Consider the following 18,430-nt stretch of genomic DNA (forward strand, 5'->3'; position numbering starts at 1 on the left):
TTACGTATTGCTAAGGTTAATACATGCTCCTGTTGTTAGGGAGGCGTACAAAGTAATGTAATCTTCTTCCTCTTGAAATTAAAAATGAAATTAAGATAACTATTTATGGAGATGGGCCATATAAAAATCAATTAATCCAGTTAATTCAAAAAATATTCTTTAGAAAAAAGTTTTGTCTTTAAAGGAAACCAAGCAAATCTAAATGAAATTTTTTCTCAATATGATTATATGTTGCAGCCCACTCATATGGAATGTTTTAGTTTATCTATTTTAGAAAGCCTTGCAGCAAATGTTCCTGTAATTACAACTAATGTAGGAGGGAATACTGAAGTCATCATTTCAGGAGAAAATGGATATATTTTTCAAGCAAAAAATACACAAGCTCTAGCTGTAATCCTTGAAGATGTTTTTTTAAGGTGACAAAAAGATATCTGTTAATACAAGGGAATTAATTGCCAATTCCTTTTCTTTGCCGAAAATGGTAGAAAATCATTTTAGACTACTTACGTAGTAAATAAATTAAATTTAAAATTTCATAAATACATAAATGTTTTTTAATTCCTTAGCATTTGCTGTTTTCTTACCAATCGTTTTTTTCTATATTGGTTTGTTTTTAATAAAACAAAAAGTACTCAAAATGCTTTATTGATTATTGCGAGCTACTATTTTTATTCTTGTTGGGATTGGAGATTCCTTTTTTTATTGGTTTTTTCTCACATTTCCGGATTATTATACGGGAATTCAAATCGAAAAAGGAAAAACTGAAAGAAGTCGGAAATTTTGGTTTTGGCTTAGTATTATAGTCAATTTAGGATTCTTAGGAGTTTTTAAATATTATAACTTCTTTTCAGCTTCTTTTGCAGAACTATTAAACACAGTTGGAATTCAGGCAAGTCCAATTTTATTGGATGTAATTCTTCCTGTCGGAATTTCATTCTACACTTTTCATGGATTATCATATGTAATTGATATTTATTATAAAAGAATAAAAGCCGAATACAACTTTGTAGATTATTCATTGTTTGTAAGTTACTTTCCACTTTTGGTTGCAGGACCAATCGAAAGAGCAACACATCTATTGCCGCAAGAAAAAGTAAAACGTGAGTTTAATTTTGAAATGGCGAAAGAGGTATTTACCAAATTATTTGGGGTTTGGTTAAAAAAGTTGTCATTGCAGATACTTGTGAGACTTATGCTAATGCCATTTTTGACAATTATACTTCGATGAATTCTTTCTCTCTTATTTTGGGAGCAATTTATTTTGCATTCCAAATTTATGGAGACTTTTCAGGATATTCAGATATTGCATTAGGGGTTTCAAAATTGTTTGGATTAGATTTATTACGAAATTTTAATTACCCGTATTTCTCACGAGACATAGCCGAGTTTTGGCGTCGTTGGCATATTTCGCTTTCGTCTTGGTTCCGTGATTATCTCTATATTCCTCTAGGCGGGAGTAAAGGAGGTATTTGGATGAAAATCAGGAATACGTTTATCATTTTTGTTGTTAGTGGGTTTTGGCATGGAGCTAATTGGACATACGTAGCTTGGGGATTTATTAATGCTGTTTATTTTCTGCCATTACTTTTATCAAATAGTAATAGGAATAATATAGATGCGATTCAGTTAAAATACAATTTTGATTCAGTAAAAGTTATAATGAATATTTTATATACTTTTTCGTTGACTTCTTGTATTGCTTGGGTGTTTTTTAGATCAAAAACAATAACAGATGCAGTTTTGTATTTAAAGAGTATCATTACTAACAAAGACTTTAGTTTTCAATTTTTTATCGAATGAGCGATATAATTATGAATTGATACTTATGATTGGTCTATTCGTTTTAATAGAATGGAATAACCGCAATAAAATAGAACCACTTTCAGGAAAAAGAAGCATGTTGAAATTAACTTTGGCAATAGCTACTATTATGGTTTTTGGAACTTTCTCGGATTATAAAGAATTTATATATTTTCAATTTTAATGAAGAAGTTTTTAGTTTATACAGTTAAGATCCTAATCATAATTATTTTGATTGCGGGAGTTTTAGACTTGACTTTTACCTATGTTTTCATGCAATCTAAGAAATAGGGGTAAGATAGAAACAGTATTGACTCCAAAGCTCAGAAGTATGATGTTATAATATTAGGGTCTTCAAGGGCTAATAATCATTTTGTTTCACAGCTATTTGAAGATAAAGGATTAAAAACCTTTAATTATGGGATGAGTGGAGGACATTTATTTGAGACTTCATTGCTACTGAAATTAATGATTGAAAGAAAATATACAATTAAAAACATAATTCTTGAAGCAGATCTGAATCTTTCGTAATAACCAGGAATCAGAAGGAGTTTCGACAAAGTTTGACCATATATTCATAATTCAGAAGTCATAAAAAAACATTTTTCTGATGAAGAAAATTTTAATGAATTATATTATATCCCTTTTTATAGATATGTGAAATATGATTCTGAAATTGGATTTAGAGAAGTTTATAAAACACTAATAGGCGAAAAAACCAATGCTTTAGACTATTTAGGATATTATCCGTTGGTAAAACATAAAAACGGAAACATGAAAAATAATATTGTCAATTTAAATCCTTTACCACATAATAAGTATTACGAAGAAATAAAGTTTATGTAAGACTAATAATATCAATTTGATTACAGTAATGACCCCAACGTGTGAAAATGTAGTGGGAACTAATTACTTTGATAAGGTGAAAAAAGCATATCCAGAAATTTATAATTATGAAAATGTAGTAAAGGAGGATAAATATTTCTCATCTTGCGGGCATATGAACGATACTGGGCAAGAATGTTTACAGCCAGAATATTAAAAGATTTAATTAATAAATAAAAATGAAAATAGCATTTTTGACTCCAGAATACCCACATCCTAAAACAGGTAATTCTGGGGGTATAGGTACCAGTATCAAAAATTTAGCAATTGGGCTTTTAAAACAAGGTGTTTCTGTTAGAGTCCTTGTCTATGGTCAAAAAGAAGATGTTACTTTTGATGATAATGGGATTTTTGTACAACAAATTAAAAATGTAAAACTAAAAGGATTGTCATGGTTCTTGACAAGAAAAAAATTAGAAAAGATAATAGATCAATTATTTTTAGATAAAGAAATTGATCTAGTGGAAGTACCAGACTGGACTGGTATTTCATCTTTTATCAAGCCTGATAATTGCCCGATTATTATACGATTACATGGTTCAGATACATATTTTTGTCATTTAGATAATCGTCCAGTAAAATGGATCAATAAGTTTCATGAAAAAAGGGCATTACAAAATGCAGATAGATTGTTGTCAGTGAGTCAGTTTACTGCAGATAAAACAAATGTGATTTTTGGTTTAAATAAAGAATTTACAATTATTCCCAATTCTATTGAGGCTAATTTATTTCAGACTAATAATGAAAATCCTCAGAAGGAGAAAACCATATTATATTTTGGGAGTTTAATTCGTAAGAAAGGACTTCTCGAATTATCATTGATTTTTAATAAAGTAATAGAAAATAATCCTAATGCTAGATTAATTTTAGTAGGTAAAGATGTTTCAGATATTATTTCAGGAAATTCTTCAACTTGGAAAATGATGCAAGAGTTGTTTACTGACAAAGCAATTAGAAATGTTGAGTACATCGGGAGTGTTTCTTATAATGAAATAAAAGAGAAAATTGAAGAAGCAATTGTGTGTGTGTTTCCTTCTTTTGCAGAGGCGTTTCCTGTATCTTGGTTAGAAGCCATGGCTATGGAAAAGCCTATTGTAGCATCAGATATTGGTTGGGCAAATGAAATGATTATTGATGGTGAAAGTGGTTTTTTAGTAAGTCCAAAAAATCATGAATTGTTTGCATCTCGAATAGTAAAACTTTTGGATGATTCCAGTCTAGGAAACGAAATGGGAAGAAATGCAAGAAATAGAGTTAAAGAGTTTTTTGACACAGATAAAGTAGCGAAAGATAATATTGAGTTTTATAAATCATTAATTTTTAAATCTTGATAGTAGTATATCATTTAGACAATAAGATTACAAGAATTATTTCGGAAAGAAATGAGACTTTATCTTTTAATGAAAACAATACTATTGCATCTAGTTTAATGGAGTTGGCTTTTCAATTTCCGCTTTCAAAAATAGTTTGGTGTAATGAAAATTACGAACAGTTTCTTAATTTGGAATTTATAGATAATTTGTTTCATCATAATAAAATGATGATGTCTTATAGCCCAAATGAAGATGGTTTTCTAGGTCGAAAAATTGGTTATGTTGATGAATCTCCTTTTATTAAAGTTAATAGAAAGGTAAGTTATCCAACTTGGCAAATGAGTAGTTCGGTAGGAGTGGTTGATGCGACCATACTATTAGAGATTAATAAAAAAATAAAAGCAGATTCTAATTTTGATTACTATTTAAATTCAATAGCTAAGGTATGTATGCCTTTAGGGTTATTGTGTTATTCAGAACCAAAATTGTTGCTAGAAACCGAAATTCGTTTGATTTCGAAATCTTCTAATCTGATTCTTTTTAGATTTGTAAAACAGCATTATAGAACACGATGGATATTTTTGCTATTTCTGAATTTAATGATTTACGAATTTAAATTTCCCCTTTTAGCTTTACTATGTAGCTTTACTTATAAGAATAGAAATGATAACAGCATTAATCTAGATTCGATTAAAGTTAGTTCTTCACTTAAGGTAATTAATTCAGGGACTATAGATGTTATTATTCCAACGATTGGAAGAAAAGAATATTTATTTAATGTTTTAAAAGATTTGTCCCAACAAACCCATTTGCCTAAAAATGTAATAATTGTAGAGCAGAATCCTTTAATAGGAAGTGTTTCAGAGTTAGACTATTTAACTTCAGAAGATTGGCCATTTGTTATTAAGCATACTTTTACACATCAAACAGGAGCTTGTAATGCAAGAAATGTTGCTCTTAATCAGGTAGAAAGTGAGTGGGTATTTTTTAATGATGATGATAATCGATTTGATAGAAGTTTAATAGAAAATGTATTTAAGAGTATCGAACAGTATGGAATTTTAGTTTTGTCAGCATCATATTTACAACCCAACGAGAAATTAATGAATAAAATAATTAGCCAATCTGGGAATTTTGGCTCAGGTAATAGTTTTTTAAAGTCAGAATTGTTAAAAGAAGTTAGCTTTAGTGAAAGTTTAGAATTTGGTTATGGAGAAGATACAGATTTTGGTTTGCAGTTGCGAAATAAAGGCGCAGATGTATTATATTTTCCTGAAATCTCAATAATACACCTTAAAGCTCCAATGGGAGGATTTAGGATAAAACCAACTTTTGTTTGGGATGGAGAATCGATACAGCCAAAACCTTCACCTACAATTATGGTTTTAAAACTCAATAATCACAATTTAGAGCAAATTAATGGTTTTAAAACTATCTTGTTCTTTAAATATTATAAAATTCAAAATGTCAATAATCCATTAAAATATTTTGTGAAATTTAATAAAGAATGGAAAAAAAGTTTGTATTGGGCTAACGAATTAATACGTAAGTCATGAATTTTGCATTAATTATTTGTACTTATATGCGAGCTGAATCATTGTTGACCTTGTTGCAATCGGTTCAGAGACAAACTTTGTATCCTGACGAAATTTTAATTATTGATGGATCTACAAATAATAAAACAGAGAATATTTTAAATGAAAATCTATTTATAAATTTAAAATATTTCTTAGCTGATGATAAAAATCGTGGGCTTACCAAACAAAGAAATTTTGGAATTAATAAAGTAAATGATGCTATTGAAATTGTTTGTTTTTTGGATGATGATACCGTTTTAGAATCAGATTATTTTGAAAATTTATTGGAGACCTATAAAAAACATCCTGAAGCTTTGGGAGTTGGGGGGTATATTATAAACGAAACAAAATGGAAAAAGTAAATAAGGATTATAAGGCTTCTATAAATGAGTTTTATTTTGACGGATGGAAACGTAAAGACGGAAGTCGTTTTGTTTTACGAAAAAAATTGCATCTGGATAGTGATTGTATTCCTGTTCTTTATCCTTTTCTGCATGGAAGAAGTGTAGGTTTTTTGCCGCCAAGCGATAAAATATATCAAGTAGAACAATTAATGGGAGGCGTTTCCTCTTTTAGAAAATCAGTTTTTGAGAAGCTTTCATTTTCTACTTATTTTGAGGGATATGGTTTGTATGAAGATGCTGATTTTACACTTAGGGTAGCAAAAACCGGAAAACTTTATTTAAACACTGCGGCTAAATTGGAACATTTTCATGCTAAATCCGGAAGACCTAATCAATATCGATATGGGAAAATGGTAGTTAGAAATGGTTGGTATGTGTGGCACGTGAAAAATCCAATACCAAGTTTTAAAGATTTTTTTAAATGGCACTCTATTACCATACTTTTGACATTAATTAGATTTAGTAATGTTATTACTTCTAATAATAAAAAAGAAGCTTTGACAGAGGGAATAGGTCGGATGATTGGATGGTGGAGTTTATTTTTTAATAAGCCCGTTTTGTCTGATTCTAATAATATTATTTAGAAATAAATTTATAGAAGCAATAATTTATGAAATTAGAGTTATCAATTTGGACACACCATTTAAATCAACTTATTTATGCTTATTTTTATTTTTGTAAAAAAGAAAAAATAAAAGTTAACATAGTCATAAATGAAAGTATAAAATATGGTGGAGCAATATTGTATATTGATGGGGAAAGTATTTTTTTTGATTATTCTGATGGACCAAAATTTATAGATTCAGCTGAGCTATATGATTATTATTTTAAAAGATCTCTTCGTGTAGAAAATCGGACTAAAAATATCTACCCTTTAAACTTTAATGTTCCAATGGCATATAAAAGCCATTTATTATTAATGAATCTAAAATCAGATTTGTTATTTAATAAAAGTAATAGGACTGAAGTTATAAGAGCAATGGATAGATTTTCATTGTTTACAAATTCGTCACATGAGGTTTTAGATATAAAAAGATATCCTAAAGAAATACGTGATTATGGGGGGAATATAATTTTTCATACTAGATTATGGGATCCAGATAATCATAATGATGAAGATGAGAAAGAACGTAGAAGGAGTCAAAATGAATTTAGAATTAATGCTTGTCGCCTACTAAAAAAAACATTTAAAAATGCTTCAGTTGGTTTGTTTGCAGATAAATTGACTGGTGAGCTGGCTCCTGATTTATTGCTAGATTCTAAACATTCTAATAAAAATAATTATTTGAACATGTTAAATAATTATAATATTTGTATTGCTGACGATGGACTTAAAGATACTCCGGGTTGGAAAATTGGAGAGTATTTGTTGTTCGGGAAAGCAGTTATAACAACTCCACTTAATATTGATTTAGATAATTTTAATGAGCATATAAATTATGAAAAACTTTGTAATCGTAGTTCGTATTTAGAATTACCTGAAAAAATTGAATATTTGTTAGACGGAAAAAAATATTTAAAAATGGGTGAAGATAATTTGATGTGGAGCGAAATTTATTTACATCCCAAAAACTATATTCAAAGAATTTTGTCTATCACTAAAAAGGATATTTAGCATTGAAATTAATTAGGTTTGTTATTATAACTCATGTTACTCATAGTCAAAATAAAGATCAATATTTTGGTTATGCACCTTACGTACGTGAGATGAATATTTGGTTAAAATATGTGGATGAAGTAATTGTTGTAGGGCCATTTTTAAAACATGAACCAACTATAATTGATCTTGCATACAAACATGGCAAAATAGATTTTAGAAAAGTCTCCAATATTAATTTTACCAATTTTAAAAATAGTTTAATTTCATTTTTTAAATTACCAGTACTTTCTTGGCAAATATTTTTGGCAATGAAAGACGCAGAACATATTCATTTACGTTGCCCGGGAAACATTGGTTTATTAGGTTGCTTTATTCAAACATTCTTCCCAAATAAACAAAAAACAGCTAAATATGCAGGTAATTGGGACCCAATGAGTAAGCAACCATGGACATATAAATTACAAAAGTATATTTTGAACAACACTTTCTTAACCCGAAATATGCAAGTTTTGGTTTATGGAGAATGGGAAAATCAATCTAAAAATACTATACCTTTTTTTACTGCTACTTATTCTGAAACCGAAAAAGAAATTATTCACAAGCCAGATTTTAATGAATCTATAGCCTTTCTTTTTGTTGGTAGTTTAGTTGTTGGTAAAAATCCAATTTATGCTATAAAATTAGTTCAGAAATTAATAGAAAAAGGATATAAAGCAACTTTAGATTTATATGGAGAAGGAATTGAGCGGGGTATTTTAGAAGAGTATATTCAAAATAATCAACTCGGAGAGTATATTGTTTTGCAGGGAAATCAAAATCAGGAAACAGTAAAAAAAGCATATCAAAAAAAACATTTTGTAATCTTGCCTTCTAAAAGTGAAGGTTGGCCAAAAGCAGTTGCCGAAGGAATGTTTTGGGGGTGTATTCCGGTTGCCAGTAAAATTTCTTGCGTCCCTTTGATGCTAGATTATGGTAATAGAGGGATTATATTGGAAATGGACTTAGAGAAAGATGAAACTCAATTAAGCGAAATACTTAAAGATGAAAAAATCTTTTTTACTAAAAGTAAATTAGCTGCTGAATGGTCTCAAAATTATACTATAGATGTTTTTGAAACTGAAATTAAAATGCTTTTAGTAAAATGAGGATTGTACAAATTATAGATTCTTTAGAAGTAGGAGGGGCAGAACGCATGGCATTAAATTATGCTAATGCATTATCTGAAAAAATAGAATTTTCTGGTTTAATCGCTTCTCGGAAAGAAGGATTACTGTTAAGCCAAATAGATGAGAAAGTTTCGTATTTATTCTTGAATAAAAAGAAAATAATAGATTTTAAAGCCGTTTTTCTAATGCGTATGTATTTGAAAAACAACAAAGTAAATGTGATTCATGCACATAGTTCTTCTTTTTTTATAGCAGTTTTAGTAAAGTCGACTTTGCCAAAAATAAAAATAATTTGGCATGACCATTATGGTATTTCTCAGGATTTAAAGTCAAGAAAAAACGTAGCATTAAAATTTGGTTCTCTTTTTTTTAAAGGGAGCATAGCGGTAAATACAGCCTTGAAAGATTGGGCAGAATCTTATTTGTATTGTAAAAATGTTATTTATTTTCCAAATTTTGTTGATGAAATAACTAATTTAAATAAAGAGGTATCATTAAATGGGGAAGAAGGAAAAAGAATTGTTTGCGTAGCAAATTTACGTCCACAAAAAAATCATGAATTATTAATTAAAGCAGCCAATATAATTAGAAATGAATACCCAGATTGGACTTTTCATTTATTTGGGAAAGATTTTTTAGATGATCATTCTAAAAAGCTTAAGAAGTTGGTTAGAGATTTAGAATTAGATAAAAATATTTTTTTTTACGGAGCAGTGAATAATGTTGCTTCAGTATTAGAACAATGTAATATAGCTGTATTGCCTTCTATCTCAGAAGGACTTCCGTTGGCAATCTTAGAATACGGATTGTATAAGTTACCAGTTGTGGCAACAAATGTTGGGGAAATTTCTACTATCATTATTTCAGAAAAAGAAGGGTTAATTATTGAATCAAATAATATAAATCAATTTTCACAATCTATTCAAAAATTAATTAGGAATGAAAAATCAAGAATCGAAATGGGATTGGAATTAAATAAAATTGTGAATTTGAATTACAGTCAAGAATCGATTGTAAGAGATTATATTTCATGGTTAAATTATTTGATTAATTTTATTCCTTCAAAACATATCTAATTAATGAAAAACAATCTATTATCTTATGGTAATATTCTTTTGATTCATGCTTTAATTGCTTTGGCAATTTTTGTGATGCCATTTTTATCTAAGATTTACGCACTTATTATTCCAATTTTCGGATTGCTTTTTGTTTTGAAAACAAAAAATAAAAATAATGAAGTGCTTTTGATTGCTGCATATTTGGTAGGAGTTGAGGTTTTCTTAAGAATGACGGGGGGGAATTTAAATAATGAGTATATTAAGTTAAGTGTCATTTTTTTTATGCTGTTGGGTATGATTTACAGCAGTTTTACAATTAGCTCCTTTGTATATTGGTTTTTCTTGATATTATTAATTCCTAGTATTTTGGTAACTGCTACTACAGATATTTTATCAGTAGATGTAAAAAAGGCTTTATTCTTTAATTTATCAGGGCCTTTCTGTTTAGCCTTTTGTGCAATATATACATTTAATAGAAAGATTAGTTTCTCAGAATTACAGAATATCGTTCTTGCAATGGGCTTGCCAATTGTATCAACTACTGCTTATTTGTTTTTGTATAATCCTAGTGTGCAAAGTGTGGTTACAGGTACTCAGTCTAACTTTGAGACTTCGGGAGGATTCGGGCCTAATCAAGTTTCTACGATATTAGGATTAGGAATGTTTGTCTTTTTTACTCAATTAATTCTCTTTTCGAAATCAAAAAAAATGTTGATTTTAAACGGAATATTACTTTTAGTTATCAGCTATCGAGCAATTGTAACCTTTTCGAGAGGAGGAGTAATTACTGGAGTGGCTATGATTGCTATATTGTTATTGTTGTTATATTTTCATTCAAGTAGTGAAGTAAAAGGAAAGCTAGCTATGGTATTTGTTATTACTGCTATTATGGGAATAGGAATTTGGACATATACTTCTGTGCAGACTTCTGGATTAATAGAAAAGCGTTATGCTAATCAAGATGCTACAGGGAGAGTGAAAAAAGATAGATTAGGAGGCAGAGAAGCTATTATTGAGGTTGAACTTAAAACCTTTTTTGATAATCCAATACTAGGAGTTGGGGCAGGGTTGGGAAAAGAGTATAGGAAAAAGGCTTTTGGAGTAGATGTGGCCTCTCATAATGAAATTACACGTATGATAAGTGAACATGGATTGCTCGGAATAGTAGGACTGCTAATACTTTTTATAATGCCTTTTGTATTGTATTATATTAATCGAAGTAATTTGTATTTTCTATCATTTTATGTTTTTTGGATTTTAACAATTAATCATGCTGCAATGCGAATTGCCGCACCCGCATTTGTATATGCATTAACTTTGATTAGTGTAATTAAGAATAAAGCGGATAATCATATAAAAACAAATACTATTCCTGATTAATAACCACTAACTATTAATTTTATAATACATTTGTTCTAGTAATTTTGAATTTCCCCAAATTTAATAATACAACTTAACTGATACAATTTAAATGCCCCAAAATAATAAAATCCATTTTGAAATATCAGAACGAAAAGTCATTCTTCGATTTTTTGATTCTTTTTTTGTTTTGGGTGCTTTGCATCTTTTAAGTCAGGTATTTGATTATCATTACTTTAATGTTTTAAATGCTAATTATCGTGGAGCAATTGTATTAGTAATATATCTCAATATTTTTGGATCCATTTTTGAAATGTACAACTTACAAGTAGCTAGTAATCAATTTCAAATTCTCAAAAGTACTGTTATTACTGTTTCGACTACAGTTCTGGTTTATTTATTAACTCCAGTTTTATCTCCGGAATTACCTAAACAGAGGATTTCGATAGTTATCTTTTATTTTGCTATACTTTTTGTTATTTTATTTTGGCGTTTCTTTTATGTTTATTTCCTTGCCTCACATCGTTTCTTTCAGAATGTAGTTTTAATATGTGATCAAGATCAATTAGAAGAGTTAGTTTTGGGATTAGAGAATGTTGATCCAAACTATAAAATCATTGGATTTGTAAATTTAGATTCTTTAAATAAGAACCCGATTGAATATCAGTATGTAAAAGAAGTCAAAAAAGAAGAGCTTGAAGAATTTGTTTCTCGAAAAAGGAGTTTCTGAAATTGTTATAGCATCGCAAAAGACAGACGGGATTACTGCTGATTTATATCAGCAACTATTACATTTACTGGAGTCGGGTAAAATAATCAGGGAATATACCCAAGTTTACGAAAGTAAGACGCAACGTATTCCTGTGCAGTATATAGCAAGAGATTTTTATCGTTTTTTTCCTTTTAGTCGCAGCAATAACAATAAGTTATATCTAGTGATTGTGCGTTTTTTTGAGTTTGTTTTTTCTTTGTTTGGTCTTTTGACGGGGTTGCTTTTAATACCGTTTATTTTTATAGGAAACTGTATAGGTAACAGAGGGAAACTTTTTTATACCCAAGAAAGGATAGGAAAAGACGGAGCGGTTTTCAAAATATATAAATTTCGAACAATGGTAAAGAATTCGGAACCAAAAGGTGTCGCTTTTGCAGCTACAAATGATGCTCGTGTGACCCCTTTTGGGAAAATGATGCGTAAATCTAGAATAGATGAGCTACCTCAGTTTATCAACGTTATAAAAGGGGATATGGCAGTTATAGGACCGCGACCAGAACGCCCTTTTTTTGTAAAAGAGATTGCTCAGGTTATGCCATTTTATGAAACAAGACATATTATAAAACCAGGCTTAACAGGATGGGCACAGGTAAATTATTCCTATGGAGAATCAATAGAGGAAAGCTTAATAAAACTACAATATGATTTGTATTATATTAAACACAGAAGTATCTTTCTTGATATGAGTATCACTTTTAAAACTATTACGACAGTTTTATTTTATAGAGGACAATAAATAATTATATGATAATAGGAATTGGTTTCTTATTCTTGATCGCTATGCGTACTAGAACAACTCCACTAGTTATAATCAAAGGTAAAACGATTAAGAATGAAGCCTTATTAATCATAAATAATCCGTAAGTGATTAGCGAAATTATATGAATTAGTGAGAAACGATAAGTCCATTTTTTATTTTTCATGAGATTAAGAATCAAAAGAATTAATAAGAAAGGGCTAAATAATAGGATGTTGTAATTGTATTCTAATTCTTTGTGCAAGGAATAAAAACCAACAAAGACAAAAAAGAGTCCCAATAATCCCATTATTAAAAGATAAATTTTATCAACACTTCTTTTATTTATGAAGATGATAAATGCTAATACAATAATGTAAGTATACCAATTATTCCACCAAGAATGATTTGGTTCTTTATCAAAAGATAGAATAGTTTTGTTCTGTTTAACTAAAGAGTGATTTTGAAAAGTTGTTTTGTTTAAGCTGTTTTTTAGTTCAAAAGGTAAAAATATTTTTGTCCCAAGCTCATCTACTTTTTTTCCAAAAATGATACTGATACCAAGTTTTTCATAAAAATGTCCATCAAAATAAGGGTAAAGAATCGTTCGGTAAGTTTTATCGGTATCTCCTTTTTTTGTAATTATGGTACCGTTTAATGATTTGTTAAGAATATCAACCACCATGGAAGTACAGTTCTTGTCGATAAACTTGTATGTATAATACCTGTCTTCAGATAGTAATGTCGCATTTAAATTATCAAATAATTTTTGCTTTAAATTATCAGAAATATTTAATTCCTGTTCATAGACACTACGTTTTGTGTGGTTGTATTCATTAATAAAATCGAGATAGGAATTTGCGGTAGCATAATATTGTAAGTCACCTTTTGTGAATTTAGCAACAAAGTTTGGCGTTCTGAAATCGAAAGTACCATAATTATATACTACATCAAGAGCATTAATAGAATCCTTTATTCTAATAGCTGTGTGGCCAAAAAGAGAGTAGGGTTCATTACCGGTCCCGCAAGTCAAAACGCTAGCTTTAGAATCTTTAGATAATAAAATACTTTGTCCAAAACTATTGTTGATAAACGCAAAAAATAATAATAACAAGAATGCTTTTTTTGATGAATACGTTTTCATAAATATTTTTTTTAATGAATTATCAATACCCTTTTGATATATTTTATTTCCTAAATACGCCTAAATCTACTTTAAGCGAAAATATGTTAGAATATAAGGCAACACTTTGATTTCCTAAATCTGTTAAAGCATAATCAATTTGAATGCCTTTATATTTAAAACCAAGACCAATATTAGGTTGGAAACCTACTTTTTCAGAATTATCTAATTGTGTTACGTTTTGAAAATTTCCAACTCCAGCTCTCAAAAAAACAAGGTTAGTGTAACCAAATTCCAAACCTAATGCAGGATCAATACTTACAAAGTTACTAGAAATTATGTCTTTTGTTCTCTCAAAACGCATATTCATATTTGTAGCAACCAAAATACTATAATCGTATCTGATTATAAACTTCTTTGCTACGCCTAATTGTGCTTTAGGTAATGTAATTTCGGTGCTTTCAGGTAAGTCCTGATTTTCTCCCGGAATAGCATTAGAAATTTTTTTGTATTCTTTCTCGTCAATATTCCAAACATTATAAGTCGTTGTGATATCACGCAACATTAAACCAAAATGCCAGTCATTTTTTTCAAATTGTACTCCTAAATCAAATCCGAAACCCCATGAGTTGGCAAATTTCCCGATAATACGTCGTATAACTTTAGCATTTACTCCATATTGAAATCCAGGAACAGGTAATTTTCTTGCGTATGAAAAGGTAAAACCATAATCGGCAGTCGAAAAAAGACTAATTCGATTGTAGTCAATATTTCCTTGACTGTCTATCAGTTCAGTAGTGTTCAAAATATCATCTACACCAAAACGGATTAATGAAATTCCCCAAGCACTTCGGTCATCTATTGGACTAGCGTACCCAATATAATCATATTGTGCGATATTGGCAAAATAATTAGCATGCATCAAAGCAACTTGGTGGTCCTCGAGATTGGCAAGTCCGGCAGGATTCCAATAAACCGAATTTACATCATTAGTAGATGCAACAACTGCACTCGACATGGCAAGTGCTGCGGCATCGACACCAATGTTCATAAACTCATTAGAGTATTTCCGAACCGTTTGGCTGTAATTGGCTGTGTAAACACAAAGCAGTAAAAACAATAAAATTTTCCTCAAGAGCTAATTTTTATAAACCGAAGTCTGTTTAATTTTTATCAAAAATATAATTTTTTACCGAGCTTATTTATTCCTTCGGGTAAATAATGCTAAAGTCTCACTTTTGTTTAAAAAACTCTAATAAAAACGTACATCTCATTCAGTTATTATAGTAAATTTGTCGTTTATCATACTTAAAATATATTTGCAATGAATATTAAAAAACACGTTCCTAACGCTATTACATTAATTAATCTTTTCTGTGGCTGTATAGCAGTTGTTTTTGTTTCTAAATTAGATTATGAAATGGCTTTCTATTTTGTTTGTTTAGGAATATTTTTTGATTTTTTTGATGGCTTTTTTGCTAGATTATTTAAAGTGTCCAGCCCATTAGGGTTGCAATTGGATTCATTGGCTGATATGGTGACAAGTGGAGTAGTACCAGGTTACGTTATGTATAGTCTGTTTGTTAGTAGTTCAAATGCACACAATATTATAGGTGCTGAGTTTACTCCGTTCTTAGGGTTCATTGTAACTCTAGGTTCTTGTTATCGTTTAGCAAATTTTAATATCGATACGCGTCAGACAGACTCCTTTATTGGTTTGCCAACTCCAGCAAATGCATTATTTATCTTGAGTTTACCTTTAGTTCTGAAATATTCAGATTCATTGATGATTCTTGAGATTTTAACAAACCAATGGATTTTATTAGCGATAGCATTGTTCAGTGCTTATATATTGAATGCGGAAATTCCTTTGTTTTCTTTAAAGTTTAAAAAATTCAATTTAAAAGATAATGTTCTGCAAGTAGGCTTTTTATCATTGTCTGTTTTGTTGTTAGTTTTCTTTAAATATCTAGGGATTCCATTGGTAATTATTACTTACATCATGTTGTCTGTTATAAACAATAAGTTTCTGAAAAAGTAGTTTTTTTATTGAATGAAAAGAAAAGTCACCAAAAGAAAGCAGACTTCAAATCGGAAATCTAAACCAACGAGCTCTATAGGTAAGGTTTTTAGATTTCTTGTAATTTCAATTATAATTGGTCTTTTTCTAGGAGCTATTTATCATTATCGTAATGGTTTAGCGTATTACTTCAGTTTTAAAACAGATAAAGTTCTCGAAAAAGAAATCGAAGATAAGCGTCTTTCTGATGTTAGGAATTTTCAGGTTCTAGCAAATCATAAAGGCAAATCTATCGGATTGGATGTGTCTGAATATCAAGGAAAAATTAGTTGGTCTTATGTCGATACATTAGAGCAAAAGTATCCTATAGATTTTGTATTTATTAGAGCAACAGTTGGGAAAGATAGAAAAGATTTTCAGTTTAAACGCAACTGGATAGGAGCTAAAGAAAATAAAATGATTCGTGGAGCATATCATTATTATCGCCCAAATGAAAATTCGATTGAGCAAGCTGATCTCTTTATTAAAACGGTAATTTTAGAAAAAGGCGATTTACCTCCAGTTTTGGATATTGAAAGATTACCTAAAAATCAATCATTAGATAGTTTGAAAAAAGGGCTAAAAAGATGGTTGAATAAAGTAGAGGTACACTATAAAGTGCGGCCAATAATTTACACAGGAGAAAGGTATTATGATGATTTCTTGAAAGAAGAATTTAGTGATTATCTTTTTTGGATAGCCAATTATAATTTTTATCGAGAAAAAATGGAAGAAGATTGGCTGTTTTGGCAATTTACAGAAAAAGCAACGGTACCAGGAATAAAACATACTGTTGATGTGAATATCTACAATGGCGATTTACAGCAATTACAGTTTATAACAGTTGATTAAGTAATTAGTCTAAAGTTAACCTCAATAAAAAATCGCAGTATTCGAGCTTTTTAGAACTGAATACTGCGATTGAATATTTGATATTAAAAACGGAATACTTTTTTAAAATTCCAATTTCTTCTTACGAAGTTCGAAATTTTGACCTAAATATACACGACGTACCATTTCGTCTTCTACTAATTCTTCAGGTACACCTGCTTTTAGGATCCCTCCCTCAAACATTAAATACGTTTTATCAGTAATGGCAAGAGTTTCTTGTACGTTATGGTCGGTAATTAGGATTCCGATATTTTTATTTTTTAATTGCGCTACAATTCGCTGGATGTCCTCTACGGCAACAGGGTCAACTCCTGCAAAAGGCTCATCTAGTAAGATAAATTTAGGATCAGTAGCAAGAGCTCGTGCGATTTCGGTACGTCGGCGCTCACCTCCTGAAAGTATTCCTCGGTTAGTACGAATGTGTTCTAAGCTAAATTCTTCAATTAGGCTTTCCATTTTAGCTTCTTGTTCTGCTTTAGACAAACTAGTTAATTGTAGTACGCTTAAGATATTATCTTCGATGCTTAATTTTCTAAAAACAGATGCTTGAGCCAAATAACCAATTCCGTGTTGTGCTCTTTTGTACATAGGAAAATCGGTAATATTTAAGTCATCAAGATAAATATTTCCCGAATTTGGTTTTACCAATCCTACAATCATATAAAAAGAAGTAGTTTTACCAGCACCATTTGGTCCTAAAAGACCAACTATTTCTCCTTGGTTTACCTCAACAGAAATACCTTTTACTACACTACGGCCTTTGTAGGTTTTGATTAAATTATCGGCTCTTAGCTTCATTTTTAATTAGATAATGTGAAAATTTGAAAATGAGATAATTAAAAAATTAACCCAATTCAATTTATAAATAGTTTAGAAAGGACAAATTAAAAGTAAAATAATCAATCAATTAAGTAAATTAACATTTTGAGTTAAAATTATCTAATTGATTAATTGTCAAATTTCCTAATTAGCCGTTTCTTCTAATGCTTCCCAAAATTCGTATGCTCTTCGCAAATGAGGCACTACGATTGTGCCGCCAACTAAGGTTGCGATTCCCATAGCTTCCATCATTTCTTCTTTGGTAACACCTTCTTTAAAGCTGGTTTCAAGATGGTATTTTACACAATCGTCACAACGTAAAACGGCTGATGCAACTAAACCTAGAAGTTCTTTTGTTTTAACATCAAGCGCGCCAGCTACATAGGCATTGGTGTCCAAATTGAAAATTCGCTTTACAATTTTGTTGTTATCGGCTAATAATTTTTCGTTCATTTTAGAACGATAGTCGTTAAATTCTTGAATGATATCAGACATTTAATTCTTTGTTTTGGTTTTTGTATACAAGTACTGAAATAAAGATACTCAATTCATATATTAGTAACATTGGTACTGCTACGATTGTCTGGCTCACAACATCTGGTGGGGTAACAATAGCGGCTACGATTAGAATTATAATTACAGCATATTTCCAGCATTTTTTAAAAAACGAGGAGTAACTAGTCCTAATTTGGTAAGAAAATAAATAACAATTGGTAGTTCAAAGAATAGTCCACCAGCCAGAATACTTGTTTTTACCATTCCCATATATGATTCTAATGTAAATTGATTTTTCACAATATCACTTACCGTAAAAGTTGCTACGAAGTAGGTGCTGCTCCTCCTAACAACAGGAGCATGTATTAACCTT

The 18,430-nt window shown here is 29.9% G+C and carries 17 protein-coding genes and 3 pseudogenes; 15 read left to right on the plus strand and 5 right to left on the minus strand.

Annotated elements, in window-relative coordinates:
- Positions 1-207: 207 nt before the first annotated feature.
- The 13 genes and pseudogenes from AC1RYN_RS08015 (at position 208) to AC1RYN_RS08075 (ending at position 12,670) form a co-directional block, all read left to right on the plus strand.
- Positions 208-420: a glycosyltransferase gene (locus AC1RYN_RS08015; protein WP_481806562.1), complete on the plus strand. Its 213-nt coding sequence runs from the start codon at positions 208-210 to the stop codon at positions 418-420.
- A gap of 127 nt (positions 421-547) precedes the next feature.
- Positions 548-1,984, plus strand: a pseudogene (locus AC1RYN_RS08020) (MBOAT family O-acyltransferase).
- A 473-nt stretch (positions 1,985-2,457) separates the two neighbouring features.
- Positions 2,458-2,646, plus strand: coding sequence for a hypothetical protein (locus tag AC1RYN_RS08025; RefSeq protein ID WP_481806546.1), 189 nt, complete (start codon positions 2,458-2,460; stop codon positions 2,644-2,646).
- 52 nt (positions 2,647-2,698) lie between these two features.
- Entirely contained in the window at positions 2,699-2,842 is a 144-nt protein-coding gene (locus AC1RYN_RS08030; protein WP_481806547.1) for a hypothetical protein, read from the plus strand.
- A gap of 22 nt (positions 2,843-2,864) precedes the next feature.
- Positions 2,865-4,016, plus strand: a complete 1,152-nt coding sequence (locus AC1RYN_RS08035) for a glycosyltransferase family 4 protein (protein WP_481806548.1) — start codon at positions 2,865-2,867, stop codon at positions 4,014-4,016.
- Complete coding sequence (locus tag AC1RYN_RS08040) at positions 4,013-5,554, plus strand: glycosyltransferase family 2 protein (protein ID WP_481806549.1); 1,542 nt, start codon at positions 4,013-4,015, stop codon at positions 5,552-5,554. Before AC1RYN_RS08035 ends, AC1RYN_RS08040 begins: the two co-directional genes overlap by 4 nt.
- The gene (locus AC1RYN_RS08045) at positions 5,551-5,937 is read left to right on the plus strand and encodes a glycosyltransferase family 2 protein (RefSeq protein WP_481806550.1); all 387 of its coding nucleotides are present in this window, start codon (positions 5,551-5,553) and stop codon (positions 5,935-5,937) included. The genes AC1RYN_RS08040 and AC1RYN_RS08045 overlap by 4 nt, the downstream gene beginning before the upstream one ends.
- Complete coding sequence (locus AC1RYN_RS08050; RefSeq protein WP_481806551.1) at positions 5,925-6,563, plus strand: glycosyltransferase family 2 protein; 639 nt, start codon at positions 5,925-5,927, stop codon at positions 6,561-6,563. The genes AC1RYN_RS08045 and AC1RYN_RS08050 overlap by 13 nt, the downstream gene beginning before the upstream one ends.
- Before the next feature lie 26 nt (positions 6,564-6,589).
- Positions 6,590-7,594, plus strand: a complete 1,005-nt coding sequence (locus tag AC1RYN_RS08055) for a hypothetical protein (RefSeq protein ID WP_481806552.1) — start codon at positions 6,590-6,592, stop codon at positions 7,592-7,594.
- A gap of 2 nt (positions 7,595-7,596) precedes the next feature.
- On the plus strand, positions 7,597-8,724 hold the full coding sequence (locus AC1RYN_RS08060; protein ID WP_481806553.1) for a glycosyltransferase: 1,128 nt from the start codon (positions 7,597-7,599) through the stop codon (positions 8,722-8,724).
- On the plus strand, positions 8,721-9,821 hold the full coding sequence (locus tag AC1RYN_RS08065; protein ID WP_481806554.1) for a glycosyltransferase: 1,101 nt from the start codon (positions 8,721-8,723) through the stop codon (positions 9,819-9,821). The genes AC1RYN_RS08060 and AC1RYN_RS08065 overlap by 4 nt, the downstream gene beginning before the upstream one ends.
- Before the next feature lie 3 nt (positions 9,822-9,824).
- Positions 9,825-11,183, plus strand: coding sequence for an O-antigen ligase family protein (locus tag AC1RYN_RS08070; RefSeq protein ID WP_481806555.1), 1,359 nt, complete (start codon positions 9,825-9,827; stop codon positions 11,181-11,183).
- A gap of 91 nt (positions 11,184-11,274) precedes the next feature.
- Positions 11,275-12,670 (plus strand): annotated as a pseudogene (locus AC1RYN_RS08075) (exopolysaccharide biosynthesis polyprenyl glycosylphosphotransferase).
- Between the two features lie 4 nt (positions 12,671-12,674).
- Here AC1RYN_RS08075 and AC1RYN_RS08080 read toward each other — a convergent pair.
- Together AC1RYN_RS08080 and AC1RYN_RS08085 are read right to left on the minus strand one after the other, a co-directional pair.
- Positions 12,675-13,814 carry a lipoprotein N-acyltransferase Lnb domain-containing protein gene (locus AC1RYN_RS08080; protein ID WP_481806556.1) on the minus strand — a complete coding sequence of 380 codons (1,140 nt, stop codon included), beginning with the start codon at positions 13,812-13,814 and terminating at the stop codon, positions 12,675-12,677.
- Between the two features lie 43 nt (positions 13,815-13,857).
- A complete protein-coding gene (locus AC1RYN_RS08085; protein WP_481806557.1) occupies positions 13,858-14,928 on the minus strand; it encodes a putative type IX sorting system protein PorV2 in 1,071 nt (356 codons plus the stop codon).
- A gap of 189 nt (positions 14,929-15,117) precedes the next feature.
- Here AC1RYN_RS08085 and AC1RYN_RS08090 point away from each other — a divergent pair, with 189 nt between their 5' ends.
- Both AC1RYN_RS08090 and AC1RYN_RS08095 read left to right on the plus strand, forming a co-directional pair.
- Positions 15,118-15,834, plus strand: coding sequence for a CDP-alcohol phosphatidyltransferase family protein (locus AC1RYN_RS08090; RefSeq protein WP_481806558.1), 717 nt, complete (start codon positions 15,118-15,120; stop codon positions 15,832-15,834).
- A gap of 12 nt (positions 15,835-15,846) precedes the next feature.
- Positions 15,847-16,704 (plus strand): glycoside hydrolase family 25 protein, encoded by an 858-nt coding sequence (locus AC1RYN_RS08095; protein WP_481806559.1) that lies wholly within the window; start codon positions 15,847-15,849, stop codon positions 16,702-16,704.
- Between the two features lie 102 nt (positions 16,705-16,806).
- Here AC1RYN_RS08095 and lptB read toward each other — a convergent pair whose 3' ends face one another.
- From lptB to AC1RYN_RS08110, 3 genes and pseudogenes are all read right to left on the minus strand, one after another.
- The gene (gene lptB, locus AC1RYN_RS08100; RefSeq protein ID WP_481806560.1) at positions 16,807-17,541 is read right to left on the minus strand and encodes an LPS export ABC transporter ATP-binding protein; all 735 of its coding nucleotides are present in this window, start codon (positions 17,539-17,541) and stop codon (positions 16,807-16,809) included.
- Positions 17,542-17,706: 165 nt separating this feature from the next.
- Positions 17,707-18,057 (minus strand): carboxymuconolactone decarboxylase family protein, encoded by a 351-nt coding sequence (locus AC1RYN_RS08105; protein WP_481806561.1) that lies wholly within the window; start codon positions 18,055-18,057, stop codon positions 17,707-17,709.
- A pseudogene (locus AC1RYN_RS08110) lies at positions 18,050-18,430 on the minus strand (twin-arginine translocase subunit TatC); the annotation flags it as partial. The gene AC1RYN_RS08105 and the pseudogene AC1RYN_RS08110, both read right to left, overlap by 8 nt.

Source organism: Flavobacterium sp. TC780, from assembly GCF_056783245.1.